24 protein-coding genes and 5 pseudogenes are annotated in these 26,593 nt (G+C 69.0%); 16 read left to right on the forward strand and 13 right to left on the reverse strand.

The genetic code is table 11. The annotated features are described in order from the left end of the window. Window positions 1-433 precede the first annotated feature (433 nt). The 4 genes and pseudogenes from AB0D04_RS24295 to AB0D04_RS24310 form a co-directional block, all read right to left on the reverse strand. The gene (locus AB0D04_RS24295; protein WP_362706929.1) at window positions 434-649 is read right to left on the reverse strand and encodes a DUF4158 domain-containing protein; all 216 of its coding nucleotides are present in this window, start codon (window positions 647-649) and stop codon (window positions 434-436) included. 61 nt (window positions 650-710) lie between these two features. Next, complete coding sequence (locus AB0D04_RS24300; RefSeq protein WP_362706931.1) at window positions 711-1,244, reverse strand: hypothetical protein; 534 nt, start codon at window positions 1,242-1,244, stop codon at window positions 711-713. 163 nt (window positions 1,245-1,407) lie between these two features. Further along, window positions 1,408-1,767: pseudogene (locus AB0D04_RS24305) on the reverse strand (transposase); the annotation flags it as partial. A 69-nt stretch (window positions 1,768-1,836) separates the two neighbouring features. After that, window positions 1,837-2,052: a hypothetical protein gene (locus AB0D04_RS24310; protein ID WP_362706934.1), complete on the reverse strand. Its 216-nt coding sequence runs from the start codon at window positions 2,050-2,052 to the stop codon at window positions 1,837-1,839. A gap of 302 nt (window positions 2,053-2,354) precedes the next feature. Between AB0D04_RS24310 and AB0D04_RS24315 the strand changes: the two genes are divergently transcribed. Continuing rightward, window positions 2,355-3,596 (forward strand): PP2C family protein-serine/threonine phosphatase, encoded by a 1,242-nt coding sequence (locus AB0D04_RS24315; protein WP_362706938.1) that lies wholly within the window; start codon window positions 2,355-2,357, stop codon window positions 3,594-3,596. A 280-nt stretch (window positions 3,597-3,876) separates the two neighbouring features. Here AB0D04_RS24315 and AB0D04_RS24320 read toward each other — a convergent pair whose 3' ends face one another. After that, entirely contained in the window at window positions 3,877-4,935 is a 1,059-nt protein-coding gene (locus AB0D04_RS24320) for an IS630 family transposase (protein WP_362706941.1), read from the reverse strand. 188 nt (window positions 4,936-5,123) lie between these two features. Next, window positions 5,124-5,843, reverse strand: a complete 720-nt coding sequence (locus AB0D04_RS24325) for an SDR family oxidoreductase (protein WP_362706944.1) — start codon at window positions 5,841-5,843, stop codon at window positions 5,124-5,126. Window positions 5,844-5,893: 50 nt separating this feature from the next. Here AB0D04_RS24325 and AB0D04_RS24330 point away from each other — a divergent pair, with 50 nt between their 5' ends. From AB0D04_RS24330 to AB0D04_RS24340, 3 genes are all read left to right on the forward strand, one after another. Then, window positions 5,894-6,532, forward strand: coding sequence for a TetR/AcrR family transcriptional regulator (locus AB0D04_RS24330; protein ID WP_362706947.1), 639 nt, complete (start codon window positions 5,894-5,896; stop codon window positions 6,530-6,532). After that, window positions 6,529-7,359, forward strand: coding sequence for an SDR family NAD(P)-dependent oxidoreductase (locus AB0D04_RS24335; RefSeq protein ID WP_362706949.1), 831 nt, complete (start codon window positions 6,529-6,531; stop codon window positions 7,357-7,359). The genes AB0D04_RS24330 and AB0D04_RS24335 overlap by 4 nt, the downstream gene beginning before the upstream one ends. Window positions 7,360-7,716: 357 nt before the next feature. Then, the gene (locus tag AB0D04_RS24340) at window positions 7,717-7,884 is read left to right on the forward strand and encodes a hypothetical protein (RefSeq protein WP_362706952.1); all 168 of its coding nucleotides are present in this window, start codon (window positions 7,717-7,719) and stop codon (window positions 7,882-7,884) included. On the opposite strand, the gene AB0D04_RS24345 is transcribed toward AB0D04_RS24340, so the two are convergent. After that, window positions 7,866-9,368 carry a UDP-N-acetylmuramoyl-L-alanyl-D-glutamate--2,6-diaminopimelate ligase gene (locus AB0D04_RS24345; protein WP_362706955.1) on the reverse strand — a complete coding sequence of 501 codons (1,503 nt, stop codon included), beginning with the start codon at window positions 9,366-9,368 and terminating at the stop codon, window positions 7,866-7,868. The two genes, AB0D04_RS24340 and AB0D04_RS24345, sit on opposite strands and share 19 nt — an antisense overlap. 972 nt (window positions 9,369-10,340) lie before the next feature. On the opposite strand from AB0D04_RS24345, the gene AB0D04_RS24350 reads away from it, so the two are divergent. Further along, entirely contained in the window at window positions 10,341-11,120 is a 780-nt protein-coding gene (locus tag AB0D04_RS24350; RefSeq protein WP_362706957.1) for an alpha/beta hydrolase, read from the forward strand. Window positions 11,121-11,576: 456 nt separating this feature from the next. Here the strand turns inward: AB0D04_RS24350 and AB0D04_RS24355 are convergent. Then, a pseudogene (locus AB0D04_RS24355) lies at window positions 11,577-12,813 on the reverse strand (IS701 family transposase). Window positions 12,814-12,891: 78 nt separating this feature from the next. Then, window positions 12,892-13,452, reverse strand: coding sequence for a TetR/AcrR family transcriptional regulator (locus AB0D04_RS24360; RefSeq protein WP_362706960.1), 561 nt, complete (start codon window positions 13,450-13,452; stop codon window positions 12,892-12,894). Window positions 13,453-13,535: 83 nt separating this feature from the next. Between AB0D04_RS24360 and AB0D04_RS24365 the strand changes: the two genes are divergently transcribed. The 3 genes and pseudogenes from AB0D04_RS24365 to AB0D04_RS24375 form a co-directional block, all read left to right on the forward strand. Next, window positions 13,536-14,390 (forward strand): patatin-like phospholipase family protein, encoded by an 855-nt coding sequence (locus tag AB0D04_RS24365; protein ID WP_362706963.1) that lies wholly within the window; start codon window positions 13,536-13,538, stop codon window positions 14,388-14,390. A gap of 390 nt (window positions 14,391-14,780) precedes the next feature. After that, complete coding sequence (locus tag AB0D04_RS24370) at window positions 14,781-14,972, forward strand: hypothetical protein (RefSeq protein ID WP_362706966.1); 192 nt, start codon at window positions 14,781-14,783, stop codon at window positions 14,970-14,972. Then, a pseudogene (locus AB0D04_RS24375) lies at window positions 14,972-15,079 on the forward strand (transcriptional regulator); the annotation flags it as partial. The gene AB0D04_RS24370 and the pseudogene AB0D04_RS24375, both read left to right, overlap by 1 nt. A 220-nt stretch (window positions 15,080-15,299) precedes the next feature. On the opposite strand, the pseudogene AB0D04_RS24380 reads toward AB0D04_RS24375, so the two are convergent. Further along, window positions 15,300-16,828: pseudogene (locus tag AB0D04_RS24380) on the reverse strand (monooxygenase). 63 nt (window positions 16,829-16,891) lie between these two features. Between AB0D04_RS24380 and AB0D04_RS24385 the strand changes: the two are divergent. Together AB0D04_RS24385 and AB0D04_RS24390 are read left to right on the forward strand one after the other, a co-directional pair. After that, window positions 16,892-17,578, forward strand: coding sequence for a TetR/AcrR family transcriptional regulator (locus AB0D04_RS24385; protein ID WP_362706969.1), 687 nt, complete (start codon window positions 16,892-16,894; stop codon window positions 17,576-17,578). A 119-nt stretch (window positions 17,579-17,697) separates the two neighbouring features. Then, window positions 17,698-17,958, forward strand: a pseudogene (locus AB0D04_RS24390) (integrase core domain-containing protein); the annotation flags it as partial. 895 nt (window positions 17,959-18,853) lie between these two features. On the opposite strand, the gene AB0D04_RS24395 reads toward AB0D04_RS24390, so the two are convergent. Together AB0D04_RS24395 and AB0D04_RS24400 are read right to left on the reverse strand one after the other, a co-directional pair. Next, window positions 18,854-19,786, reverse strand: a complete 933-nt coding sequence (locus tag AB0D04_RS24395) for a M48 family metalloprotease (protein ID WP_362706972.1) — start codon at window positions 19,784-19,786, stop codon at window positions 18,854-18,856. Further along, window positions 19,783-20,154: a BlaI/MecI/CopY family transcriptional regulator gene (locus tag AB0D04_RS24400; RefSeq protein ID WP_362706974.1), complete on the reverse strand. Its 372-nt coding sequence runs from the start codon at window positions 20,152-20,154 to the stop codon at window positions 19,783-19,785. Before AB0D04_RS24400 ends, AB0D04_RS24395 begins: the two co-directional genes overlap by 4 nt. 98 nt (window positions 20,155-20,252) lie before the next feature. Here AB0D04_RS24400 and AB0D04_RS24405 point away from each other — a divergent pair, with 98 nt between their 5' ends. Genes AB0D04_RS24405 through AB0D04_RS24425 form a run of 5 tightly spaced genes read left to right on the forward strand, consistent with a single transcriptional unit; the run spans window position 20,253 to window position 24,355 of the window. Beyond that, a complete protein-coding gene (locus tag AB0D04_RS24405; protein ID WP_362706976.1) occupies window positions 20,253-20,948 on the forward strand; it encodes a DedA family protein in 696 nt (231 codons plus the stop codon). Beyond that, a complete protein-coding gene (locus AB0D04_RS24410) occupies window positions 20,945-21,550 on the forward strand; it encodes a phosphatase PAP2 family protein (protein ID WP_362706978.1) in 606 nt (201 codons plus the stop codon). The genes AB0D04_RS24405 and AB0D04_RS24410 overlap by 4 nt, the downstream gene beginning before the upstream one ends. Then, complete coding sequence (locus tag AB0D04_RS24415) at window positions 21,547-22,284, forward strand: phosphatase PAP2 family protein (protein WP_362706980.1); 738 nt, start codon at window positions 21,547-21,549, stop codon at window positions 22,282-22,284. Before AB0D04_RS24410 ends, AB0D04_RS24415 begins: the two co-directional genes overlap by 4 nt. Window positions 22,285-22,292: 8 nt before the next feature. Further along, the gene (locus AB0D04_RS24420) at window positions 22,293-22,958 is read left to right on the forward strand and encodes a response regulator transcription factor (protein ID WP_362706982.1); all 666 of its coding nucleotides are present in this window, start codon (window positions 22,293-22,295) and stop codon (window positions 22,956-22,958) included. Continuing rightward, complete coding sequence (locus tag AB0D04_RS24425) at window positions 22,955-24,355, forward strand: HAMP domain-containing sensor histidine kinase (RefSeq protein WP_362706985.1); 1,401 nt, start codon at window positions 22,955-22,957, stop codon at window positions 24,353-24,355. Before AB0D04_RS24420 ends, AB0D04_RS24425 begins: the two co-directional genes overlap by 4 nt. Before the next feature lie 62 nt (window positions 24,356-24,417). Here the strand turns inward: AB0D04_RS24425 and AB0D04_RS24430 are convergent, their stop codons facing one another. Continuing rightward, complete coding sequence (locus AB0D04_RS24430; RefSeq protein WP_362706987.1) at window positions 24,418-25,263, reverse strand: hypothetical protein; 846 nt, start codon at window positions 25,261-25,263, stop codon at window positions 24,418-24,420. A gap of 190 nt (window positions 25,264-25,453) precedes the next feature. Here AB0D04_RS24430 and AB0D04_RS24435 point away from each other — a divergent pair, with 190 nt between their 5' ends. Next, on the forward strand, window positions 25,454-26,503 hold the full coding sequence (locus AB0D04_RS24435) for a bile acid:sodium symporter (RefSeq protein WP_362706989.1): 1,050 nt from the start codon (window positions 25,454-25,456) through the stop codon (window positions 26,501-26,503). Window positions 26,504-26,593 lie beyond the last annotated feature (90 nt).

A 26,593-nucleotide genomic window follows, 5' to 3' on the forward strand; every position in this document is an offset into this window, starting at 1 on the left:
AGCAAAGTCAGCGTTGAGTCAGCATGCACCCTGCCAGAGGTGGTGACAGGTGGCGACACATGCACATGCGCCAATCCGCCCTGCACCACCTCTGAACTGCATAGATGCTGGCCAACCCGCTACACCAGCAACGTTGCCCCAAACCCGGTGCCAATGGAAGCCGAAGAGGCATAGCAAGGCATCGTTGCAGGTCAGAGGCATTTCGAGGTCAGCAAGTCAGCACAAAGTCAGCATCGGCGGCGTCACGCCGGGAAACGGGCCGGCTACCCGGGGCCATGCGGGCACTCCGTGGTCCAGACCTCCGCAGCGTCCAGGCTTGAGACCCGATGCTAGTTGTGGCACCAAGAGTACAGCTGTCTCTGGGAGTCCAAACACCCGTGGATTCAAAAAGAGTTGAGTGACATTGCCTCCAGGCTGGGGTCCCTTGGGCACGTCAACAGCCACGGTGAGGCCAGGAGAAAACACCGCTTCGATCGTGAAGCCATACCTGCCGCGGGTCCGGCATGAACCGCCCCAGATAGTGCACGCTCGTCAACTGGACCGCGAACCCGAGCCGGTTGTGCGCACGCCGCTTGGCCTCCACCTTCTCCAGATCCGCAACGCCCAGGAAGAAATACCGCTCAGCGGCGCGCTGTCCCCGACCCAGCACACGGTCAACTGGAGTGCCCCGGCTTGGCGCAAGTCCATGAATCAGCGTACTCCTGGGAATTTCAGGCCGAGATGCTCCTCCAGGGCTCGCGCTTGCTCGGATGAGACAAGCGCCATGACGGTGTCATAGGTGCGGTACTGCTCACGCTTGAAGTCGACGATGTGAAACGCGCGGGGATCGTTGTCGGGGTCGAGGGCCGCGACAGCATCGACCGCGGCTCCGATGTCGTAGTAGTCCTCCGAGAAGTGCTCGGTATGGAGATCAGTTGACCGTTGCGTTCGAACTCCAGGACGTCATCGCGTGAATCGAAGTCAGGCCGGCCGAACCCTTCTGTGGTGTGCCCTTCGTGCAGGCGCACGTTCGTGACAGTGACCGCACCGCCGGTGACTGCGACTGCCTTGTTCAGGAGCCAGGCGTAGGACTCCTCCAGGAAGTCGATGTCGTCGGCGTGAATCTCGACCGCGACACCGAACCCCACCAGGGAGCACGCGACGTCATACGGCGTCAGGTTGTACCCGTAGGTGCCCATTTCCTCGACGACCGTGTGCGCTTTGTCCTGCGAAACCATGCCGAGCCGCTGAAGGACTTCGGCCACCCGCCCATACGTAATCGATTAAATGTTCGTCATGAGGTCACTTTGCCAGGTGTGGGACTTGCTTGTGGCCGCATTCAGGAGCTCAAGGTCGTCACCGCGGATGCGGACGCAGTTTCCTCGACGACTGTTCCGCCGGCGCAGGGCCGCTGTCCTGCGGACAGCACTTCGCTACCTTCGCCGCCACGGCTTCGGCACGGAACGTACCTGCACCGGTGGTCATTTCAGCCGAGCAGGCCACTGCGAGGACATAGCCAATGCCGTGTTCCTCCAGAGCCGTGCGCGGTTTCGGGTTGCCGCCGTAGACCTCGTCACCGGTGACCCAGCCGACGCGGTGTCCGGTGTCCCAGAACCGTTCGATCATCGTGCGGGCCAGTTCCGGCTTGGACGCGAAGGCAATGTCCTCGCCGAGTCCGGCCGCCCGGCAGCAGTCCTGGTCGCATGTCCAGGAGCGCGGGATGTACAGCTCCCGGTCCACCGCCGCGTGTCCCCGGGCGCCTGCGTAGACGAGGTAGACCGCGACCTGGGGCAAAGGACCGTTTGTGAGAACGGGGCGCTCTTCCGGTTCCGCGCCTCCTGACGGCTGGGACCGCGGTCAGTCGCGACTGTCACCGAACCGCGGGGCCGGGGTGCTCCATCCGTGTTCGAGGAGGTCGAAGGCGACGTCCACGGCTCGTTCGGGGTCGTCGGCGCGGTGGGCGAGGGCGGAGGTCTCCAGGGCGAAGCGGGCCAGGGCGGCGCTACGCAGGTCGTCGGGTGTGGCGCCGAGGGAATGGGCGATGGCGCGTGCGAGGGCGATGAGATGTAACATGCCGCTTTTGGCGTAATAGGCTCTTTAGGCCGGTTAGTCGCGTCACGCTGTGCGGGTTAGATCACGGTCGTGTCAGGACCCGTGTGTACAGATCGCGCGAGTGGGTCTTCGAGCGGATCCGTCGACTCACGTCTGTGCTCGGCCATCGCGGACCGGCTCACCTTCAAATGCACCCTCATCCAGACCGGCGCCGAGTCCCACCGGCTCCAGTCACAGAAGCCGAACACCACACCGCCCGGTGAATCACCCCTTGTTCACGTTGTTCATGCGAAATGAGGCCAGCGGGATGGAAGGGCACGGCTATGGCGGAAGGTGAGCGGCGGCCGGACAAGGGCATGGTGGACCGGTCGGAAGGGTTCGGTGAGCGGTTGTTGGGGGTGCTGCTGGACCGGGCGCACGAGATGCCGGCGCAGCTGATCGCCCCGCTGATCGCGGAAGAGGTGGCAAGGGTCGGTGGCCGCCACGTCTCGATCCTGCTGCAGGACTACGAGCAACTGCTTCTGGTGCCGCTACCCGGCAGGCGGCTGTTGGTCGGCGAGCCCGAGCCGATCGGTGACTCCGCCGCCGGCACGGCCTTCCTGCGTGCGACCCCCGTCGAGGTGCCGCAGGCCGATGGCGTGCGGATGTATCTGCCGTTGCTGGACGGCAGCGACCAAGTGGGGGTCATGGTCGTCACCCTGGATAACGTCGATGACGACGACCGGCGGCTGCTGCGCAGGCTCGCGGGCCTGGTCGCCGACATGATCGTCACCAAGCACGCCTACACCGACCAGTTCTTCGAGGCCCGACGCCGTGAACCGATGAGCGTGGCCGCGGAGATCCAGTGGTCCCTGCTGCCGCCGCTGGCGATGTCCGTCCCCCAGGCCGCGCTGGCCGGCATCCTCGAGCCCGCCTACGACGTCGCCGGCGACAGCTTCGACTACGCCCTCAACGACGACATCCTGCACATGGTCGTGATCGACGCGATGGGCCACGGCCTGGACGCCGCCACCATGGCAACCGTCGCCATCGGCGCCTACCGGCACGCCCGACGCTCCGGGATCGGCCTGTCCGAGATCTACGCGTTCATGGACCGGGCCATCGCCGAGCAGTTCGGACCCGAGCACTTCGTCACCGCACAGATGATGCGCCTGAACATCACAACCGGCCACCTGCAATGGGTCAACGCCGGCCACCCCGCACCGCTGCTGATCCGCAACCACAAGGTCGTCCAGCAACTGCACAGCCCCACCACCTTGCCGGTCGGCTTTGGCGGCGACGAGCCCCAGCTCAGCGAGCGGCAGCTCCAACGCGGCGACCGTGTGCTGTGCTTCACCGACGGCCTGATCGAAGAGCACGAAGCCGGCGGGGAGCAGTTCGGCGTGGAACAACTCATCGACTGGGTCAACCGCATCGAGCACACCGAGGAAGGAGTGCGCGCGGTGGTGCGCTCCCTCTCACACGCCCTGAAGCAGGAACGGGGCGGGAAAACCAGCGACGACGCGACCCTCTTCCTGATCGAGTGGCGCGGGGGCGCCTCCGACCACCTCGCCACCCTGGAGTAAACCCAGTCGCACCACCATGGACGGAGCGGCGACGCCGGCAGGCCCCCGCTGCCCGGCGCGTCGGTGCACCCCTGACCAAGATCACACACGGAGTCGGGTCCTCACGAGCCGTGCCTGTCAGGGACGCGGCCCGAGGGACCTGGGACCACCAAGCTATCGGGCGCTAAGTGGTCGGCTCCGGAAGTCCTTCGGGGGTTGATCACGCTGCCAGCGCGGCGGAGGATTCTGCCTGGTGATCGGTGGTGTGCCGGTCGAGCCTGGCCAGCAGATCGTCCAGGTCTCAGGTGGTGAACTTCCACTGGAATGGCTGTGCCGTGGCGGCGTTGTAGCGGTCTTCGAAGGCTCGGAGCCGGTCCCCGACCTGGGTGAGGTCGGGGAAGTCGTTGGGCGAGACGACCTTGCGTTGGACGACGGAGAAGTAGACCTCAACTTGGTTCAACCAGGAGGCGTGCACCGGGGTGTGCACGAGCACGGCGTTCGGGAATGCTGCGGCCAGTCGGTCGGCGGCTGTTTGGCCACGGTGGGAGGAGCCGTTGTCGACGATCCAGAACACCCGCTTCGCGCTGGCGTACGGCTCCTGGCTCATGACCTGAGAGACCAGGGCCATGACAGGGGCGATGCCGGTGCGCGGCTCGGTGCGGCCGAAGGTCCTCGCCTGGTCGACGTCGTAGGCGGCCAGGTAGGCCAGCGCGCCACCGCGGCCGTAGGTGTGGTTGACGCGCATCGCTCTCGCCTGACCGGGGGCGAGGGTGGGATGGCAGCGGCAGCGAGCCTGGATGGAGGTCTTCTCGTCCGCGCTGATGACGTATTCGTCCCTGCCGAGCGGCTCGCCGCCCCAGGTGCGGGCGTACAGGTCCAGCACGCGCTCGGCCTTGGAGCGCAAGTCGGGGTCGGTGATGAAGATCCAGGAGCGGTGCTGCCGGGGCTTGATCGCCTCCTCGCGCAGCCAGCGGCGCACGGTGGAGGACGAGATGGGGCCGGTGATGCCCCGGCCTTCCAGTTCGGCAGCCAACTCGGGGCACGACCAGTGGGACAGCGGTACTCCGGTCTCGGCTGGGAGCTGGCAGGCCAGCGCCTTGACCTGGGCCCGGTGCAAGGCGGTGAAGGAGCGGGGGCGGCCGGATCGCTCGCGGTCGGCCAGGCCCGGCAGGCGCTGGTCGGCGAACCGGCCGCGCCAGCGTCGGACGGTGTCCAGGTGTACGCCTATCTCGGCGGCGATGGCCGCATTCGAGCGGCCGCGCGCCGCCAGCAGCACGATATGGGCGCGTTGACGCAGCTGGTGGGGTGTCTTGTGACCCCAGGCCGCTTTCTTCAACCGGCGCCGCTCGGTGGTGGTCAACGCTATAGAGCGGGCAGCGACAACGGGCATGGCAGGCCGGCCGATTGAGAGAGGTGGATCACGACGAAGACAGCCTGACGCCTCGGATGCGGCTGGCGTAAAGCCGCGACGTCGGGTTTCCGTTTCGGTGTCCCGTCCCTGCCCGAGTGACGTGGTGGGGGCCGGACACCGAAGGTGCGGCAAGTGAGTCAGACAAGCGAGACGAGACGCGCGCCGCCGTCGGCCTCCATGACCGAGCCGGTGAGGTTGGCATTGGTCGCAGCAAGGGCAACCACCTCGGCGACCTCCTCAGCCGACGCGATGTGACGGACCGGCAAAGTGGCGGCTGCCTGAGCGAAGTAGTCGCGCTTGGCGTCGTCGGGCAGTCCGCTCCACCAGGGCGTGTCGACGAACCCGGGAGAGACGGCGTTCACCCGTATCGGAGCGAGCTCCGCGGCCAGTGGCCTGACCAGGGCCTCGACGGCGCCGTTGATGGCGGCGATGCCTGCGGTTCCCGGCATGCCGGCCCGTGCTGTGATGGCACCGAGCAGAGTGATCGACCCGTCCGGCGCGAGGTGCGGCAGGACCGACTGGATCGTGGTGATGTGGGGCCAGAACTTGGCCTCGAACGCACGTCGTAGCATCGCCAGGTCCAGATCGGCGATCGGCCCCGGCCCTTCACTTCCGCCGGCCGCCAGGACCAGCCAGTCGACGCTGCCTATGGCCTCGGCGACTGCACGGATCTCGTCGGCGTTCCCCGCGTCGGCCTGGTGGCCGACCAGGCTGGCGTCGGTGGCGGCGAGGTCGTCGAGACGCTCCTTTCCGCGACCGGCGATGTGCACCGTCACGCCCCGTGACTGGAGCAGGCGAGCGGCGGCAAGTCCGACCCCGGACGTTCCCCCGACTACGAGGGCAGTGCGCTGAGGCATGACACATCTCCTTATTTCGAACCGCGACGTCTCGTATTAAGCTAGCCTCCATGGTCATGAATGAGCAACCCCCTTCGGTGTCGCGCCGGGGACGCAAGCGCAGCGAGGAGAGCAGGCTGGCAATCCTGGTCGCGGCATTCGAGCTGGTCGGCGAGGTCGGTTATCCAGGGCTAACCATCGAAGGGATCGCGAACCGTGCCGGATGCGGCAAGCAGACGATCTACCGCTGGTGGCCCTCGAAGGCCCATGTCCTCCTCGAAGCGCTGGCGGTGAAAGCCGAGCTGCACGTCACGAATGCCGACCACGGCTCCTACGCGGACGACATGCGGGCCTTCCTGCAGGACACCTTCCGGCTCGGCCGCCGGCAGCGCGTTGTCGACATCCTGTGCGCCCTGATGGCGGAAGCCCAGATCAACGCGGAGTTCGGACAGCTCTTCCGCACGGACTTTCTGCAGCGCCGGCGCGACGCGCTTCAGGTGGTCGTCGACAGGGCCCGAGCTCGCGGCGACCTGCCGCCTCGTCCCGCTCCGCCCACCGTCCTGGACATCGTGTTCGGCACCTTGTGGTATCGCCTCTTGGCCACGCGTGAGCCCTTCGGCGACGACCTCGTCGACGACCTCACGGCCACTCTCGCCCAGGCTCCGCAGCCCCCACCCGGCACCTTCAGCGACTCGGGAGACCAGCGATGACCCATTTCCGCACCATTCTCATCACCGGCGCCACGGACGGCCTCGGCCGGGCGCTGGCCGAGCGCCTGGCAGCTGACGGAGCCGATCTGATCCTGCACGGCCGCAACCAGGACAAACTCGACCGGATCGCGGGCGAGTTCGCGGCCCGCGGCGCCTCCAGGCCCCGGACCGTGACCGCGAATTTCGCCGACCTCGACCAGGTCCACCACATGGCGGCCGACATCCGCGCGGCGACGAGCCGACTCGACGTACTGGTGAACAACGCGGGCATCGGCAGCGGTGAACCGGACGGGCGCACCCGTCGCACCAGCGCCGACGGCCATGAACTGCGCTTCGCCGTCAATCACCTCGCCAGCTTCCTGCTCACCCTCGAACTCCTGCCACTGTTGCGTGCGTCAGCACCGGCCCGCATCGTCAACGTCGCCTCCATCGGCCAGCACCCGATCGACTTCGACGACCTGATGCTGGAGCACGGCTACCACGGCGTCCGGGCGTACGGTCAGAGCAAGCTCGCCCAGATCATGTCCGGCTTCGAGCTCGCCGCGCGCCTTCCCGCCGACGAGGTCACGGTCAACAGCCTGCATCCCGCCACGTACATGCCCACCAAGATCGTCCTCGCCGAGATCGGGCACAACATCGACACGCTGGAGCAGGGAGTGGCCGCCACTCGCCGACTCATCACCGACCCCACACTCGCCGATACCACCGGACGGTTCTACAACCGCACCCGCGACACGCACGCCCACTCCCAGGCGTACGACAGCGAAGCCCGTCTACGCCTGTGGCAAGCAAGCCTGAAACTCACCAAAGCCGCGAGTCCCGTTTGACGGGGGTCTCCCGAGGCCGTGACGCCGTCCTTGCCTCGGTCGGCCTGCCGCCGTGGGCGGTGGCTCGCTTCCCCTTGCCCGCGATGCGCCGGAGGCTCTCCTACACTGGACGCCCTTCTCCCCGGCGACCAGCCCGTCGCCGCCCGCCCCGGAGAAGGGCTGCCCGAAGGCCCGCAGCTGGTTCGAATGGGCGCTGGACGGACAGGTTCTGGTGCAGCGCACGGAGATCTCGGTTCCCGAGGCGCCCGACGGCCTCATGGTCGTACGTACCGATCCCGGGACCGGTACGTACACCCAGCACTACTTCGACTCCCGCGGTGTGGCGCGCCTGTACGCGATGGCCTTCGCCGACGGGGTGTGGACCGCACGCGGGAGTCGCCCCACTTCACCCCGCTGGACTTCCGGCAGCGCTTCACCGGCACGTTCAGCGAGGGCGCGAACACCATCACCGGGGCCTGGGAGGTCCGCTTCGACGAGGGCGAGTGGGAGCACGACTTCACGCTCACCTATCGCAGAGTGGGGTGACTCCGAGCCGCTCGGACTCCGGCGAGCTCCCGCACGGTGGCCATGTCGCTGAAGGGCAGCAGCGCGTCACCGACGATCTGGTAGGGCTCGCTGCCCTTTCCCGCGATCAGGATGATGTCGTCCGGGCCGGCTGCCGAAAGTGCGAAGCCGATGGCCCGGCGGCGGTCGGCGAAGCGTTCGTACGGGGTGCCCGTCTCCTCGATGCCCGGGGCGACCTGGTCCAGGATCGCCTCGGGGTCCTCGTTGCGCGGGTTGTCCGAGGTGAGGACACACAGGTCGGAGTGTGTCCCGGCGATCGTCCCCATCTCGGCCCGCTTGGTGGTGTCCCTGTCACCGCCGCAGCCGAAGACGGTGATGACCTTGGACCGGGCGAAGCCGCGGATGGTGCCGAGCACCTTGTTCAAAGAGTCCGGGGAGTGGGCGTAGTCCACGATCACCGAGGTACCACCGGAAGTCGTGACACGCTCGAACCGGCCCGGGATCTGCGGCATCCGTTCGAGCGCGGAGACCAGCCCGGCGAGGTCGTGCCCCAGGGTGTGGCAGGCCGCCACCGTGGCCAGCGCGTTGGCCACCGAGAACCTGCCGGGGGCGGGGATCGCGGCCGGGTATTTGCGACCGTCGTGGTGGAGAGTGAAGCGGGTTCCCGAGGCGTCCACGACCAGATCGGTGGCCCGGTAGTCGGCCTCGGCGTCGAGGGCGTAGGTGGTCACCGCGCCCGGCATCATCGTGCCGATACGGGCGCCCACCGGATCATCGGCGTTGACCACGGCGTGCCGACACAGCCCTTGGAAGAGCCTGAGTTTGGCGTCGCGGTAGTTGTCCATCGTGCCGTGGTCGTCCAGGTGGTCCTGGCTCAGGTTGGTGAAGACCCCCACGTCGACGAAGGTGCGGTCGACCCGGTGCGTCAGCAGGCCCATGGACGTGGCCTCCAGCACCACGGTGCCCACCCGGCGATCACGCATGCACCCCAGGAGGTATTGGAGGTCGGGGGACTCCGGGGTCGTCAGCACCGACCGCGGCATCGGGATCAGCTCGTCGCCGATTCGGCTTCCGGCCGTGCCGATGACCCCGGCCCTCACCCCCTCGGAGATCCGCAGCACGGACTCGACCATGTACGAGACCGAGGTCTTCCCATTGGTGCCTGTGACGGCCACCATGTCCATGCTCCGCCCAGGTTCGCCGAAGTAGCGGGAGGCGACGACGGCGGCTGTGATGCGGACGTCCGGCACCTGTACGGCACAGGCACCTCCCGCTGTCGTCGGCAGCACACAGTCGTCCCCCACGATGACCGCCGCCGCGCCACGGGCGAGGGCAGGGGCGACCGCGCCGGGCCCGCCCTCCAGATGTCCAGGCACCGCGATGAACAGCGATCCCGGCGCCACCCGGTCCGCGTCGAAGGCCGTGCCGGCGGTGATGTGCGTTTCCTCGGGGTCACCCTGAAGAATGTGGTGGTTCTGTCCGGCCAGCAGCTCGCTCAGCTTCAAGATGGTCCCTTCGAGGGTGGCTCGGCCGTGTGCGGCCATCGCCGGAGCGCGGCAACGGCGATGCGCCGAAGCTGCGGTGGGAAGTGAAGCGCGTGCGATGTGCGAAGTCGAAGCGGTGCGCGCCGTGCTCACGAGGGGGCGCAGAAGCACGGCGGGGAAGCGGTACGGGATCGCCCCGGGCGGTAACCGCGGAAGGTCGCTAGCCGTGCCCGTGCAGGGCGGTGCGGCAGCTCGCCACCACACCGGGGGCTGCCTGGTGCAGGCACTTCCCACTGACGCCGGTGCGACTCATGTGGCCGAGTGTACGTCCGGAAGGGTGGTCCGAATTCCGCTTCAGGGTCGTACGGCCGCTCCCCACCTCCTCGACGCACCAGGCAGCGAGACCGTGAACGGGGGGCGGGAGCGGTGAGGATCTGTTCCCGCGGTCCCTCCTCGACCGTCCAGCACGGCCACGCGCGTCGCCGGTACGGCGGTGTCGAGGTCGTGTGTGATCAGTTGACCAGGCCAGGGTGTAGCCTGCGCCGTTGAGGGCGAAGTGGAGTGCCACCGGTGGGATCAGGCTGCCGGAGCGGCGGCGGAGTTCGCAGAGGATGACGCCCCGTGTTGGTGACGGCGAGGACCGCGACGACCAGGTGATCCGCATGGCTCTACCAGGATCGCTCGCCGTCCGTCCTAGGGTCTGTCGTCAAATGATCTCGAGTGGTGGATCATGGTCAGGTGGTACGTCGTCATGAACTGTCCGATGCCGAATGAATTTCGTCCGTCCGCTGCTGTCTGATTCATTGCCTGCCCACACGCGACCGGGCGACCGAACGGGATCGTGTGGATGTTCCGGGCCGGGGTGGTGGGCCGACTGGCAGCATTCGTCTGGCCTGCAACCCTGTCGGTCGTCCGCTCGCGCTGCTACGCCGTTGGGGCGAAGCCTCAGTCGACGGGATTCCGGGCTCGGCCGGGAGGGGGAGAGCCAACGTTGTGACAGGTCATGTAGCAAGACATGTAGTTCCGTATGAGGTACAGGGCAGCGGGCCCGAAGGGGTCCTCGCACTTCACCACTGGCTCGGTGACAGGTCGAGTTTCGGCCAACTGCGGCGACACCTGAACGGGGGCGCGTTCAGTTACGCGTTCATGGACTGCCGTGGGTACGGCGAGGCAATGGACACCCCCGGCACGTACACCATGGAGGAAGTCGCGGCGGACGCCCTCGCCGTGGCCGACGACCGCGGCTGGGACACCTTTTCCGTCATCGGTCACTCCATGGGCGGCAAGGCGGCCCAGCTGATGTTGCTGGACGCCCCCTCGCGGGTCCGCTCGATCGTCGGCATCTCGCCGGTCCCCGCGTCCGGGTTCCCGCTCGACGGGGAGATGTGGGAGCTGTTTGTCGGGGCTGTGGAGGATTCCGGCAACCGCAGGACGATCTTCGACGTCACCACCGGCAGTCGGCACGACGATGGGTGGCTGGACGCCAGAGTGAGCGGCTCGGAACGCTCCTCGCCGGCGGCCCTGCGCTCGTACCTCGAATCCTGGACGCGCGGCTCCGACATCCACGATCGGATTGAGGGAAACGCGACCCCGGTGCTTGTCGTGGCCGGTGCGAACGACCCGGCGATGGGCCCCGACACCATGCGGTCCACCTGGCTGCAGTGGTATCCGAACGCCGAGCTCGAAGTCTTCGACGACGCTGGCCACTTCGCACCGGACGAGAGCCCGGAGGCCCTGGCGAGGGTGATCGAGAGGTTCCTCGGCCGCTACTGAACTTGAATTCGCGATGTCGGTCAGCCATCCATGATCAGGCCAGTGCCAGCGAGGCGGCAGTCGACTACGCCGGGGCACTGGATCTGCTTGCGCCTGTGCTTTACGGCCTTGGTGATCTGACCGAGGTCGACTGCGGCCAGGTTGCTGCTATCGCGCTCGACCAGTGACCAGGCGCCCTCCTGTGGATTCAGGTCCGGTGCGTAGGCGGACAGCGGGAATTCAACATGAGCCAGTCGGCACCGACAGGGACGAACTCCCGTAGTGGGGGCCGGGATGCGTGCGGTGGTGCACTGGGTAGCGGCTCCGGTAGCGGAGCCGCGCTGGTGGCATGCCTCTCCCGACATCTTCTTTCCCTCCAGGAAAGAAGATGGTGCTTTCCTTACAAGAAAGTACCCGGAAGACTGATGACCAGGGACACCACTCATGACCTCTTACTACTCCAGCGGTAGATCGTGATCATGCTGGGGCTGCGGCTTGGCGGTGGTAGTGGCTCGCTTGGGATCGGGCCTGGTGGCGGCGTCTCCAGTGGACCAGCGGAGCCGGTGGGCCGTGTCGTGGACGCGCTGGGCAATGAGGGTGATGAACAAGCGGGCGATCTCGTTGCAGGTGAGTGGGATCAGGCTGTCCTGGGTGGGTTGGCGGGTGTGTTCGTCGGCGCGGATGACGGCCAGGAAAGCATGCGCGAGCATGGCGAGGGTGACCCAGCGGGACCAGGATGTGTAGCGGCGGACCTGGTGCTCGTCCAGTCCGGCAAGGCCCTTCCGGACTGGAACGTCTCCTCCACTCGCCACCTTGATCTAGCGACCCGGACCAGGGTCGCCAGTGGCACCGGTTGGGGCGTGTAGCAGCGGTAGTAGGCGAGTTCGCCGGTGGTGCGGTTTTGGCGGATCAGCAGGTGGCGGTGGCCGGGGGCGGTGCTGGGTAGGTCGATGTGGGCCCAGTCGTAGAAGCGTTGCCCCTTGGCCCCGGCTCCGGCAGACAGCTTCTGCCAGGCCCGCTTGGGGATCTTCTTGGCCAGGGCATCCGCGCGGGACTTCCCGGCCTGGGTGGTGATTTCGTGGTTGCGGGCTACCGCGAGCACGTAGCCGGTACCGCGTGCCTCCAGGGCGGTGCGCAGTTTCGGGTTGCCGCCGTAGACCTCGTCGCCGGCGACCCAGGAGGCGTGGTGGCCGGCATCCAGGAACCAGGTGATCATGCGGGCGGCCAGTTCGGGTTTGGTCGCGAACGCGGTGTCCGGTGAGAGCCCGGCCGCCTGGCAGCGGTCGGGCTGGTCGGTCCACGAGCGCGGGATGCAGAGCTCCCGGTCCACTGTGGCGTGTCCGCGTCGGCCTGCGTAGACCAGGTAGACGGCGACTTGGGAGTTTTCGATTCTCCCTGCTGTGCCGGTGTACTGGCGCTGGACGCCTGCCGTATGACTGCCCTTCTTCACATCGCCGGTCTCGTCGACCACGAGCACCGCCTGGTCGTCGTGCAGGTGCTCGACCACGTAGTCGCGCAGGTCGTCGCGGACGGCGTCGGCATCCCACTTGGCCCGGTTCAGCAGGTGCTGCATGCCGTCGGCGATGGCCTCCCCCGCCCACTCGGCGATGGTCCAGCAGTTCTTGCGGGGCAGCTCCGAGAGCAGGCCGAGCACCAACCGCCTTATCCGACGGCGGGGTTCGACCCGCGTGAACCGGCCGGCGATCCGGTCCATCAGGGCCTCGAATGCATCCTGCCAGCGGGCAGGGTCTGCGCTGTGACCTGCGGTCACCGCGTGATCGTTTGACTTCATTCAATGCTGGAGGAGTTCGCAGAAACGGTCCAGGGCGCGGTCGGTGCGGTGGCGGTCGCCGGTGGTCGTGAGATCGAACAGGAGGCCCCGGATGACGGCCATGACCAGCGTGGGAGTGACGGTGTCGTCAGGGCCGGTGGTGATGTCGCGGAACGTGGCGCCGAGGGTGTTGAACCAGTCCGTGATCGCCTCGGCCTGGTCCGGGTAGTTCTCGGGGTGAGCGAGGCCGTCGGCGTGCACCTCGAAGAACAGTCGGACGAACGGGGCGCGCTCCGGTGCGCTGATCCAGGCCCAGATGCCGCGCAGGTGTTCCTCCGGAGAGGCTGCCTCCGGCGGGAGGTTCTCGGCCAATCGTGTCGCACCGCGGCGGCGGGCCTCGGCGAGGACGGCGGATACCAACTCCTGCTTGCTGCCGAAGTCGTAGAGCAGCATCCGCGGGCTGGTATCGAGAGCCGCGGCCAACGGCCGCAGGCTCAACCCGGCCAAGCCATGACCCAGTACGTAGTCGGTCGCTCGCGTCAGCGTGCGCTCCCGCCGGGCGGGATCTGGGGGTCGCCCCACGGTGGATCATCCTCTCCGTGCTGCGGATCTGAGCCTGCATCAGTATATGGTACGACTGTTTCAACAATGGGAAGGAGACAGTCATGTACACACTCGAGCGGGCACTCGCGCTGGGCGCCGGAGGCCCCGTTGGTGCGGCCTGGATGGCCGGACTGGCCTGCGGACTGCGCCGCGGCAGAGTGGATCTCAGCAAGGCCGATCTGATCGTCGGCACGTCGACTGGCGCGATCATCGGCGCAGTGCTGGCCACCGGTCAGGAACCCGGCCGGCTCGCCACCCCCGTGCGCCCCGCCGACTCCGACGGCACCCCGCCCCAGGTGGACGGGCGCCGGCTGGGCGAGGCGTTCGCCGTGCTCGGCAATGCCGCCTCGAACCCAGCCGAGGCGCGGCGCCGAGTGGGCCAGATCGCGCTCGCTGCCGAGACCGGCCCCGAGCAGGCACATATCGCCCGGATGCGCGCCATGGCCGGCGCAGACCAATGGCCGGACCGGAAGCTGCTCATTACTGTGCTGGACGCTGAGACCGGCGAGCAGGAGGTCTTCGACCGTGCCAGTGGCGCACCGCTGCCCTCCGCCGTGGCGGCAAGCACGGCCTTCCCAGGTATCTACCCACCGATCACCATCAACGGCCGCCGATACATGGACGGCTCCCTGCGGTCGGCAACCAACGCCGGACTCGCGGCCGGAGCCCGCACGCTCGTCGTGATCGACCCACAAGCGCACCTGTTTCCCCGCGAGTTGCTCCACCAGGAGCTGGCGGTCGCCGGGGCACACACAGTGGTGACCATCGAGCCCGATCCGGCATCAATACGCGCATTCGGCTCAGACCTGAACGACCGGACCACCTGGGAGCCGGCCTACCAGGCGGGTCTTCGCCAAGCCACCGATGCCGCAGAGCAGCTCCGCCTCGCGTGGAAGACCGGATCCGACACGGACTGAGCGCCGCCCGATCTCCAGAGTGGTGCTGCGTCTCGTTGGCCCCGCCCTCGGCCCCGGCCCTACCTGCAGCTGATTCGCGACGAGCTACACCGCCAGCAAGCCGTCCGGTCGTCAAGATCACGATCTACCACTGGAGTATTACGACGCCCAGACCGCCCTCAACGCCATACACCACCGCCAGGAGCAGACGCGTGACGAATACATGCGCCACGCCTACTCCCGTCCCTACGTGCTCATTTCGGCGCTGGGGGTATTCGCCGTGTGCGTGTCCTTCGATCTGCCGAGCCGTTGGAGCACCGTCGCCCTCCTGGTGGGGAACGGACTGGTCCTGGGAGGGCTGTTCGTGCAGCTGCGCCGGGCCCCGTCCGCAGGAGGTGTGAACGTCGGGAGATGCTGTTCTATGTGGCAATGGGGGTCCCTGTTGTCACGCTCTTTTGGACGATAGCGATCGTCGCCTACTACCTCGGCCTGCCGGCGCGGCACACGCTCGCCGCAGCCGTCACTACCCTGGCGTACGTGGTCGGCTCGTACGCGCTGCGCCCGGTCGTCAAGGGGATCATCTGCAGGAACGGCCACGGCTGATGGATCCCGACTTCGATGAGTTCCTGCATGTTCCGGCGCGGCTCTCGGTGGTGGCGCTGCTGGCTCCGGCCGACTGGGTGGAGTTCGGGTTCGTCCGCGACCGACTCGGCCTTGAACTCGGAGGGGTAGTGCTTCATAGCCATCTGTGCAGGACTCCTGTCCACCCGGACCATCAAGATCCAAGTGTCTCTGGTGTCCAAAAGCCAGGGTCAAGGCCCCAGGCGACCTGGCCGGACAGCTGTACCAGCCGTACGCCTTCGACGGTGACCACCTGGGTGAGGTCGCCGGACGGGTTGTGCACGCCCGGGGGGTTGAGACGGGTCACGGTCACCGGGTGACCGTTCCCTGCGGTGCGCCAGCCCAGGCGGCGAGGGCGGTGACCCGCTCGGCGCACCGGGCGCCCGCCTCGGTGCTGCGAGTGGCCCAGGCGATGTGCCCGTCGGGGCGGACAAGCACCTCGGTGACCCCGTCGAGTGCGGGATGCTCGTCGTGCTTGGCGAGGGTGACGGCGGTGACCCGCGAGCCCCACTCGGCATTGGCGGTCTGCCCCAAGCCGGCGTCTCCGGCGAGGTCGAGCAGGACGAAGTGTCCGGGGAGAACAGCTCGTAGACCCGTGTCGCCGCCGATGCGGCGTCGGTGAGTCCGATGTCGGGCATCCGCCGGCCCACCAACGGGTCGGCGTGGGCATCAGTGGCCGGGTAGCCGGTGGCGAGCGCGGAAATCTGGCCGGCGAGCCGGCGATTGACCTCCGCGATGCCCAGCAGTTCGTTCAGCAGGCCGCGCAGGGCGGCGGCGGGGCGGTGGTACTGCGGGACGAGCGTCAACTCCGCGAGTAGGGTCTGGACTTCGGTGTTCTCGGTGACGGCCCGCCCGACCGGGCGCCGCTCGGCGTCGTAGCTGTCCAGCAGGCCGGGCGGCGCCCAGCCGTTGATCTCGGCGGCCAGCTTCCACCCCAGGTTCATGGCGTCCTGGAGACCGGTGTTCAGCCCCTGCCCGGCCGCCGGGAAGTGGATGTGGGCGGCATCGCCCGCCAACAGGACGCGGCCACGACGGTAACTCTCCGCCAGGCGCGTCGCGTTGCCGAAGCGCGACAGCCACCGCGGCTCGGTGACCCCGCAGTCGGAGCCGCAGATCCGGGTCAGCGACGTACGGAACTCCTCCAAGGGCACCGGCACTTTGCTCGGTGTACGCATCCGTTCCGGATCCAGATACACCAAGCGTGTCAGCCCGCCGTCCAAGGGCGCGACCAGCACGCCGCGCGCCCGCGCCCGGTCGAGCGCGGCCGGATCGGCATCGACCACCGCGAAGTCCCCGAGCACCCCGGTCAAGGTCTCCCCCGCACCCGGGCAGGCGATACCGGCGGCCTCGCGCACCCCGCTGCGACCGCCGTCGCACCCGACGACATACCGCGCGCGCAAAGCCTCGGCGCCGCCGCCCGGTCCGCGGACCTGCACCTCGACGCCGTCCGCGTCCTGGCAGAGACCGGTGCTCTCGTAGCCGCGACTGATCTCCACACCGAGCTCCAACGCCCGCCCCTGAAGCAGCAGTTCGGTGCGCGCCTGGGGCAGGAACAGGGTGTAGCCGTGCCGGCTGTCGAGCGCCGAGAAGTCGAGCCGGGTGTCCAGGCCCGCGAAGTGCCAGCCGGGCACCGTCCTGCCGAGCGCGAGGAAACGGGGCGCGAGGCCGCGCAGGTCCATCAGCTCCACGCTGCGCGGGTGCAGGGTCGATGCACGGGAGTGTTGCTGCGGCTCGGTGCGCCGCTCGAGGATCCGGGTCCGTACGCCGGCCAGCGCCAGCTCGCAGGCGAGCATCAGGCCGGTCGGTCCGGCACCCACGACGATCACATCGGCATGCACAGGCATGACCCTTCGGTTTAGTGAACATCGTTCACGTGAACGCTGTTCACTATAGTGAGGCCCATGAACCCCGCGTCAACCCCCAACCGAGGCAGACCTGCCCGGCTCAACCGGTCACGCACCGTCGACACAGCCCTGGAACTGCTGGACTCCCACGGCCTCGACGACCTGACCATGCGCCGCCTGGCCGACGCTTTGGGCGTGCAGGCCGGGGCGCTCTACCGCCACTTCGCCACCAAGCAGGACCTGCTGACCGCGATGGCCGAACGGATGCTGACCGACATCTCCACACCCCGCGAGGACGGCGACTGGAGCGAGCGGCTGGCCGGCCTGGCCCGAGCGATGCGCACGGCCCTGCTCACCCACCGCGACGGCGCCCGCGTATTCGCCGGTACGCACTCGACGGGTGCGAACACCCTGCACTTCGCCGACGCCGTGATCGGCGTGCTGCGCGAGGCGGGCTTCACCGACGAGGACGCGGCTCGCACCCTGATGGCGGTGGCCAACTTCACGGTCGGCCACACCCTGGAGGAACAGGCCGCCCTCCAGCCCGGCGACGAAGGGGCCGCAGACCCAGAACACCTGCGTCAGGCTGTGGAGGCCGGGCCGTTCCCCCACCTCGTCGCCGCGCTGCCCACCCTCACCAGCACCGACTTCACAGCCCACTTCGAATTCGGCCTGCACCTGCTCATCCACGGCCTGCGGGCGCTCAACGAATCCGGCACGCAGCGGGACCCAGGAGGTGCCTGACCGCTACGCGAAGGGCGTGTCCTGCCCGGCGAACCGCGAGGCGCCCGGTCGGTCGACAGCGTGCGCACCACGAGCCCTTTTTCGACAGCGACGCCCTGGCCCGTCTCGGCGCGAGAGGCAAGCTCACCCGTGCCTACCGGCCACAGACCAATGGCAAAGTCGAACGCTTCCACCGCACCCTGGCCGACGAGTGGGCCTACATCCGGCCCTACACCAGCAACGACGAACGCACAGCAGCCCTGCCGGACTTCCTCCACACCTACAACCACCACCGCTGCCACACCGCACTCGCAGGCCACCCACCCATCAGCCGAGTGAACAACGCTCCAGGGCAATACACGTGCGGTCGAAGGCGGTCCGGTTGGAGTCACCTCCTATGACTCCGATCGGACCGCCTCATTCTCTCTGCGCGGCGAGGCCGGACCGCTGCCCACGAAGACGGCCAAGCTCGCGCACCCGTGTCCGAGACGCCGTCGCTGGACGGCTAACGCCTCTCCAAGGGCTCCGACCGCCTCGGAGGTAGTCCGCTTCCCAGAGCTTCACTTGGATTCGATCCGACCCATGGGGGCGGCACTCTCCGAAAGAGCCCTCTGCACTGCCGTCCAGCTGGCATCCTCGATGCCGAGTGCATGGCGAAGGTAGGCCCATGTGACCCGCTGGATCAGGGCGACGCGCTCGGGGTTCACGGCCAAGGGGCGGGCGCTGGTGGACCGGGAGTTGTACCTGCCGAAGTCCTGGACGGGTGAAGCGGACCGGTGCCGCGCGGCAGGTATTCCCGAGAGCCGCGGGTTTGCGACCAAGGTGAGCCGGCCCGGGCGATGATCCTGCGGGCCCTGGCCTCGCCCCTGCCCATCGCCTGGGTGACCGGCGACTGTGCCTACAGCCAGGGATGGCGTATGCGCCGCACCCTGGCGGAGGCCGGTGTCGGCTACGTCCTGGCCGTGCCGAAATCGAGGAGCCTTCCAGGCGGCCAAGAACGAGTGCGGCCTGGAGCAGCACGAGGTCCGCCGCTATCCCGGCTGGTACCGGCACATCACTCTGGCCATGCTCGCCCACGCCTTCCGGCCCGCCCTCGCAACCCGCACAACCGAAAAGGGGGTAGCAGAAACGACACCACCAGCTCCGTCCCTGTCACCGTGGCAAAGGCCCGGCGACTCCTGGATGTTCTGCTTCCCCGACCCAAGCCCCACAACGACCCAGCCGCACATGCCCTGAACCGGTCCCACTGGCGGCGACGTCACACATGGCGGAGTTGTTCACCGCGTGCAGGGCGAGTCAGCGTGGTGCTTCGCCCTGGGCGACCTCGATCTCGTGGTGGAAGGCGATCGCTCCGGTTGCGGAGGTGCAGGCAGAGGTGGCCGCGCAGGCGGCGAGGAGCAGGGCGATCCAGGGGGCCGTTCGACGAGTCCGGGTTCTGGGACCGGCGAGCAGGGCCGTGACCCGTTGGGGGACGGGGCCGGTCGTCGCCGCCGGGGTGACGATCGGCCGTTCGGAGCGGCGGGCATCGGTGGCCAGCGCGGCGCGGGCGATGGCACGTGCTGCCAGGCGCCGGTCGCCGACAGCAGCGGCGGCGGCTTCGTCGGCGGCGCGTTCCGCGGCGAGGCGGATGGCGGCGCGGGCCGGGCGCAGGCCGGGGTGGCACTGCGCGGCGAGTTCGGCAGTGGCAAGGAAGTAGTGGTGGCGGCCCGCGTTGTGGGCGCGCTCGTGAGCGAAGAGTGCCTCACGTTCGGCCGGATCGAGGCTGCGGATCATTGCGGTGGTGACGACGATGCGGCTCGGCCGGCCGGGCAGGGCGTAAGCGTCCGGATACGGCGAGTCGATGACGCACAGGTCGCCCGCGGTACGGCGGCTGTCGGCTTGCCTGTGCGCGGTACGCAGCGCACGGATCTGGCGCAGGGCCGAACGCGTCAGCGTCCAGGCACTGATGCTGAGCGCGCCGACGGCCGCAGTAGCGGCGGGCAGGACAAGGAAGTCCGACGCGGTGTGCAAGGGGTGAATCAGCTCGCCGAGCATCGCGAGGACGGGCAGTTTCAGCAGACCGGTCAAGACCAGCGAGCCCAGCGCCACCAACGAGCTGCCGGCCAGCAGGATCGCCGTGAGGGTCAGCAGCCATAGCGCGGTGACGGGGGCAAGGCGCTGCACGCAACGCTCCGCCAAGGCGGGCACCACGAAGGGAACCAGCAAGGGGACCAGCAGCTCGGCGATCATTCGTTCCCCGACTCCAGCAGATCCCGCAGAAGCCGCTCGTCGTCAGGGCCGAGACGGGCGACGAATCGGGCCAGGACCGTCTCGCGATCGGCATCCCGGTCGAGCTCACCGTGCATCCGCATGGCGGTCAGGCCAGGGGCGTCCTGAACGGGAAAGTACGCGTAGCCGCGCCCCTGCCGTCGACGGCCGACGATGCCCTTCTCGTGCATCCGGCTCAGAGTCGTCGTCACCGTTGTCCGGGCCAGGTCGAGGGCGAGACCGGCCTGCACCTCGGCCGGCGTCAGGGCACCGGGTGCGGCCCACAGTGCGGCCAGGACAGCTGCTTCGAGTTCGCCCGCCGGCCGGCGCTCGTCCTTCGCATTGCTCATGGATCGTTCCTCACCCCGCCATCGTCTACAGTGCAGTAGACCGTCTACTGGATTGTAGTCACTCGGGGTGCCGTGTCCGGCGCGCCCGCCCGCCCATTATGAAAGGGCTCGCGACATTGTCCGCACCCTTGTTCGCCGCGGCGCCGCTGCTCGCCGTCAACGTCCTTGACGCCCAGTCCCTGGTGACCGCCTTCGGTGTGCTGGGGGTCGGCGTCGTGATGTTCGCCGAAACGGGCCTGCTGGTCGGCTTCTTCCTGCCCGGTGACTCCTTGCTGTTCACCGCGGGACTCCTCTGCGCCGGCACCTCGGAAACCGGCCTGAAGCTGTCCCTGCCGTGGCTCCTGGCCGCCGCCGCGGTGGGCGCACTCGCCGGCTCGCAGTGCGGATACCTGATCGGCCGCAAGGCCGGCGGCGCACTGCTCGCCCGCAGCCGCTCGACCCGCCTGCACGAAGGGGCGCAGCGAGCCGAGACGCTTCTGAAGCGGTACGGCTACGCGAAGGCGATCGTGCTGGCCCGGTTCGTCCCAGTGGTGCGCACGGTGCTGAACCCCATGGCGGGTGCCTTGCACGTACCCGCTCGAACCTTCACGGTGTGGCAGGTGATCGGTGGTCTGCTGTGGACCGTGGGTCTGACGCTGGGAGGCTACGCACTGGGGTCGTCCATTCCGAACGTCGACCACTACGTGCTGCCCGTCGTAGCCGTGATCGTCGTCCTGTCGCTGATCCCGCTCGCCGTCGAGTTCCGGCGCTCTCGCAGGAGTGCGGTGGCACCGCAGAACGGAACGGGCCGGTGACGCCCGCCTTCGACGGATCCCTGATCGACGGCTCCGCCTACCGGGGCATCGTGACCCTCGCCCATGGCTCGCCCGCCTGGCTGGACGGCCTCGTGGCGGCCTGGTCGACATACGGGCTCGCGGTGTTTGCCGTGCTCATGGTCGTGGCCTGGTGGCAGACACGGCGGGAGAGCGCCCCGGCGGCGCTGGTCGCGCTGGCCGGACCGTTGACCGTTGTCGTGGCCTACGCGGTGAATGACGCGCTGAAGCTGGTGGTGCGCGAGGACCGGCCCTGCCGGAGTCTGCGGCTGGTGACGCTGGAGGCGTGCCCGGCGCCGGGCGACTGGTCCTTTCCCAGCAACCACGCCGCCGTGGCCGCCGCGTCGGCGGTGGTGCTGCTGTACGTCTCGCGCCGGCTGGGGGCCGCCGCGGCAGTGGCCGCCGGCGCGATGGCGGCCTCGCGCGTATGGGTAGGCGTCCACTATCCGCACGACGTCGTGGCCGGGGTTCTCGTCGGTGCCCTGGTCGCGCTGGTCCTGAGCGAGTCGTTGCGCAGACGGCGGGAGGCCGCGGCACGCCGGCTCGCGGCCACACGGCTGCGTCCGCTGCTCACCACGTCATGAACCGCCCTGTGGCCCTCATCGCGCGCTGCCGTTCGGGGCTCAGCGGGGTCCGCGGGCCGACCGCTTCCGTCAGCCTCGGTGCGCTGGCCGGGTTCGTGCTCCTGACACTGATCACGGCCGGCCGTCATGACGCCCCGCTCTCCGTGGACGTACGCCTGCTCTCCTGGTCCGTCGCGCACCGCCCGGACGTCGCGGTGGCCGTCGCGCGCGGAGCCACCGCGACCGGGACGGGCGTGGTTCCCTACGCCCTGGCCGTGCTGGCCGGGGCCGTCGCCGGGCGCACCGCACGACAGCGCCTGGTCGCCGCCGCCGCAAGTCTGTTCTGCCTGGGGGCGGGCCAGGCGCTGCGGTACGCCGTGATGCATCTGCTGGCCCGCGCGCGTCCGCCGGTCCAGGACTGGGCGACGCACGCGTCCGGCTGGTCCTACCCCTCCGGTCACGCCACCACGGCAGCCATCACGGCCGCACTGCTCGTCACCGCGGTGCTGCTTCGCTCGCCTCCCGGCCGCACGCTCCTCGCCCTCGCGGTCGGCTGCTGGGGCATGGCCGTCGGACTGACGCGCGTCTACCTCGGGGTCCACTGGTTCAGCGACGTCGTGGGCGGCTGGCTCTTCGCCATGGCCTGGTTCGGGATGTGTGCCTGTGTCGCCGCCCGCAGGCTCCCTGGAAGAGCACCCGAAGTGACGGACACAACGGATCTTGAGGATCACCAGACCGGACGCGAGAGCGAGTGAGGGGCCGGATGTCGGGTCAGAGGATCCTGGTCGTCGAGGACGATCACGCCCTGCGGGACGTGCTGCTTCGTGGCCTGCGCGACGAGGGCTTCGAGCCGGTGCCCGCACAGGACGGTGCGACGGCCCTGCGCCTGGTCCGTGACGCCGTCGACGGGGTGGTGCTGGATGTGGGCCTGCCGGACGCCGACGGACGCGACGTCTGCCAGGCCATGCGGGCCAACGGGTTCGTCTCTCCCGTCCTCTTCCTGACCGCTCAGCGCGGGCTCACGAACCGCCTCAGCGGGTTCTCCGCCGGAGGCGATGACTATGTGCCCAAGCCGTTCCATCTGGCGGAGCTCGTCGCCCGGCTGCGGGCGGCACTCAAGCGGTCCGGGCCCGCCGCACCGGCGGCGACCGGAGACGTGGTCCTGGACCCGGTGGGGTACAGCTGCACCGTACGGGGCGGCCAAGTCGCCCTGACACCGACGGAGTTCCGGCTGCTGGCCAGGTTCATGGCCGCCACCGGAGACATCGTCAGCAGGCGCGACCTGGTCAGAGCGGGCTGGCCCGAGGGCGCCCAGGTCAGTGACAACACGCTCGACCAGTACGTGAGCCGACTGCGGCGCAAGCTGCGGGAGGCAGGCAGCGAGCTGACGATCAGCACCGCACGCGGGATCGGACACCGACTGTCATGACCACGCTGCCGCTCCGCACCCTCCGTGCATCGCTCCGCAGGCTCCCGGCCCGGCCCGGCACGCTGCGCGGCCGGCTGTCCCTGGTGGCGCTCGCCACGGCAGCGCTGCTGATGGTGATCCTCACCGTCGTGTTCCACACCGTCGTCCGCCACCATCTTCAGCGGCAGGCGGACGACGAGCTGCGCACCCGGGCCGCTGCCGTCGCCGCGACCGTCGACACCCACCACGTTCCCGTACGGGTGCTGGAGACGCCGGACGACGCCCTTCTGGACAGCAACGTATGGGTCTACGCGGGACCCCGGCTGCTCGAACATCCGGCGTCCTCCCCGGTCGGCGACCGTCTCACACGCACCGCCACTCGGATCGCCGCACAGAGCGGCCGGCGGTGCACCACTCAGGAGGGCAGCCACCCCATACGCCTGTGCTCCGAACCGGCGGATGACCACCCGGCCGGTTCGGCACCCCGCGCTGCCGTGGTCGCCGCACTGGACCTCTCCCCCTACCGCTCCTCGGCCGACACGCTGTTGGGCGCCTCGCTGGCCCTGGACGGGGCCGTCCTCCTGTGCACCTACGCTTTGACCAGGCTCGCGGTGGGGCGCGCGCTGCGTCCCGTACGGGCCATGACGGACCAGGCCGCGCAGTGGAGCGCCGTCGGCTCGGACGAACGCTTCGGCGGCACGGCCCGCCCCACCGAACTCGCGCGGCTCGGCGCCTCCCTGGACGAGCTGCTGGACCGCATCCGTGCCATGCTGCGCCACGAACAGCAGCTCACCCGGGAGCTGTCCCACGAGCTGCGCACACCTCTGGCGCGGATCATCGCCGAACTCGACTGGTGGCAGGCGCGCCCCCGATCGGCCGCCGACACCCTGGCCACACATGCGGCCCTCGGCGACGCCGCCCAGTCCATGCGCACGATCTGCGACACCCTCCTGGACGACGCGCGCGCCACCTCGGACACCGCTCCCGGCACGACGGACGTCATGCCCGTACTGCGCCAACTCACGGACCGGCTCCGCGCCCCCGGGAAGGTCGCCGTCACGGTCACCGGCCCGGACACTCTGGTGGCCGGAGTGCCCGCCGCCCTGTTGGAACGCATCGTCAGCCCCCTTACCGACAACGCCCTCCGCCACGCCCGCACGCACATCGGTCTCCGGGCCTCCCAGCAGGCTGGCCACGTACGCGTGGAGGTCGTCGACGACGGCTCCGGCGTCCCGGACTCCTTCCTCGCGGACCTGTTCCAACCGGGCAGGCGCGCCGACCCGGAGGACGGACACGGCGGAGCGGGCTTGGGGCTGCCGCTCGCGCGACGCCTGGCCCGCTCCGCCGGCGGTGAGGTGACCTACCGCACCAGGCACGCGCCCGGAGCCACGTTCGTGGTGAGCCTGCCCCCGGGATGACCCGGTGGATGCCCCGGTGGTGGCCTCGAAGGTGCAGGTGCCGCGTTCGGCGCCTTCACACGTCAGCCCGCCACCTGTGGGGCGACCCGGTCCCCCTCGGTGACGTCCCGCCGTGTCACCATCAGGAAGACGACCAGTCCGAGGATGACCGCCAGGAACAGCACGCTGGTCACGACGGTGCCCAGACCGAGCCCGCCGTCGGCGGTCGGCTGGGACAGGTAGTCACCGACCGACGCGCCCAGCGGCCTGGTCAGCACGTACGCGATCCAGAAGCTCCACACCGCGTTCAGACCGAGGGGGAAGTGCGCCACCGCGACCGCGGCGATCGCCAGGGCGAACAGGCCGGCCGAGATCCAGTAGCCGAGGTCCATGCGCTCGGCGACCAGGTCACCGGCGGCGGTGCCCAGGGCGAAGGTGAACAGCACGGCCAGCCAGTAGAAGGTCTCCCGGCGCACGGTGTCGACGTGGTGGATGGACAGGGTCCGCTCGCTGCGGTACCAGGCGACGAAGACCACCGCGAGGGCGACGGCGAACACGGTGGTGCTGGTCTCCAGGGGCACGCCCAGGTTGTCGGTGAGGTTGTCGCTGATCAGCGTGCCGACCACGCTGATCAGCGCCACCGCGAGCCAGTACACGCCGGGCCGGTAGGCCCGGGTGCGGAACTGCGCCGCAAGTACCGCCGCCAGCAGCACGCTCATCAGCAGCGACACACCGGTCAGGCCCAGGCCCAGCTTCTCGTTCAACAGGTCGGCCGCGGTCTCGCCGACCGTGGTGCACAGCACCTTGATCACCCAGAAGTACGCGGTGACTTCGGGGACCTTGTTCCATCGGCGCCTACGGTGGGAAGCCGGGCCGGAGGGGGCGTACGTTTCCGGGGTCCCGGTGGTTTCGGAGATCTCTGGTGTCATGGCGCCCGACCCTGCCAGGCACTACCTGAACACATCCTGAGCGCGGCGTCGTGGCACCCACGGGGCGGCCGCGCACGCCGGATCATGCATCCCATGTGCCTCCCCTTCCCTGACCTGTGCTCTGCGCTCCCGCTCGCGATACCGGCGCTCGACCTCAGCCTCGTACCTCCGACGAAAGAGCGCCGTCCGCATGAGCACTCCGCCGCCCGCACAACCGATGCCGCCGCGCAGGACCACGTGGCTGCGCCGACACCTGGGGCGAGCCGTCGCCGTTGCCTATCTCGCGGCCGCCGGTGTGCCCGCTCCCGGCCTGTACCTCCGGCACCCGCACACCGTCCCTCTGCCCACTGGTGAACTGCGCGTACACGTGCCGTCCTTACTCCTGTGGCTGGTGCTGTTCACAGCCGGTCTGCAGGTACCGGCCCAGGACCTGGGCCGACTCCTGCGGAGGCCCGTCACCCTGCTGACGGGGCTCGCCCTGCACGTGGTCACCCCGCTGCTGGTCATTCCGGTGATCGTGTTCGCGCTGCACCGCTCTCCCGACGCCGACGGCGGCAGCGGCCTGACCGCAGCGATGATCCTGATCGTCGCGATGCCCGTGGCGGCCGGCGCCACGGTCTGGACCGGCAACGGCCACGGCGACCAACCGGTCATGGTGGGGCTCGTGCTCGCCTCCACGCTCATCAGCCCCTTCACCATCCCCCTGAGTGTCAGCGTCCTGTCTCCCCTGCTCAGCGGCGACTACCCGGGGACACTGGCCCTGGCCGTGCACGGCACCGGCTACGGCTTCGCGTTCACTTCCGTCCTGCTGCCGTGCGGCGCGGGACTGTTGTGCCGATTGCTCCTGCCACGCCGCGGGCTGCACCCGCTACTGCCCCTCGCTCGGCACTCGGCCCTGTGGGGCTCCCTGGTGTTGACCTACCTCAATGCCAGCGGCGCCCTGGGCACCTTCATCGCCCATCCCCGCCCCTTGCTGCTGGCAGCGGCCGTGGCGGTCGCCTCCACGGTCTGTGTGCTGTCCTTCACGCTGGGCTGGGCCACCTCGCGTCTCCTCGGTCTGGGGGCGTCCGAAGGATCGTCCGTCACCCTTGCCTGCGGCATGAACAACAGCAGCGCCGGCGCCGTCCTCATCACCACCGCACTTCCCGACCGGCCTCATCTCCTGCTTCCCGTCCTGGCCTACGGCCTGCTGCAGAAAGTCGCAGCCGGCCGGGTCGTACGCCCTCGGTCACCCGGGTAGTGCTGTAACCCGGTGGGTTCGCCGGGTTGAGGTTCGTGCGGCGTCGGCCCTTCCCCTTCTGCGAGGAGCGCGATCGCGTAAGTTGTGGCT

This window comes from Streptomyces sp. NPDC048483 (genome assembly GCF_040651455.1).
Classification (GTDB): domain Bacteria; phylum Actinomycetota; class Actinomycetes; order Streptomycetales; family Streptomycetaceae; genus Streptomyces.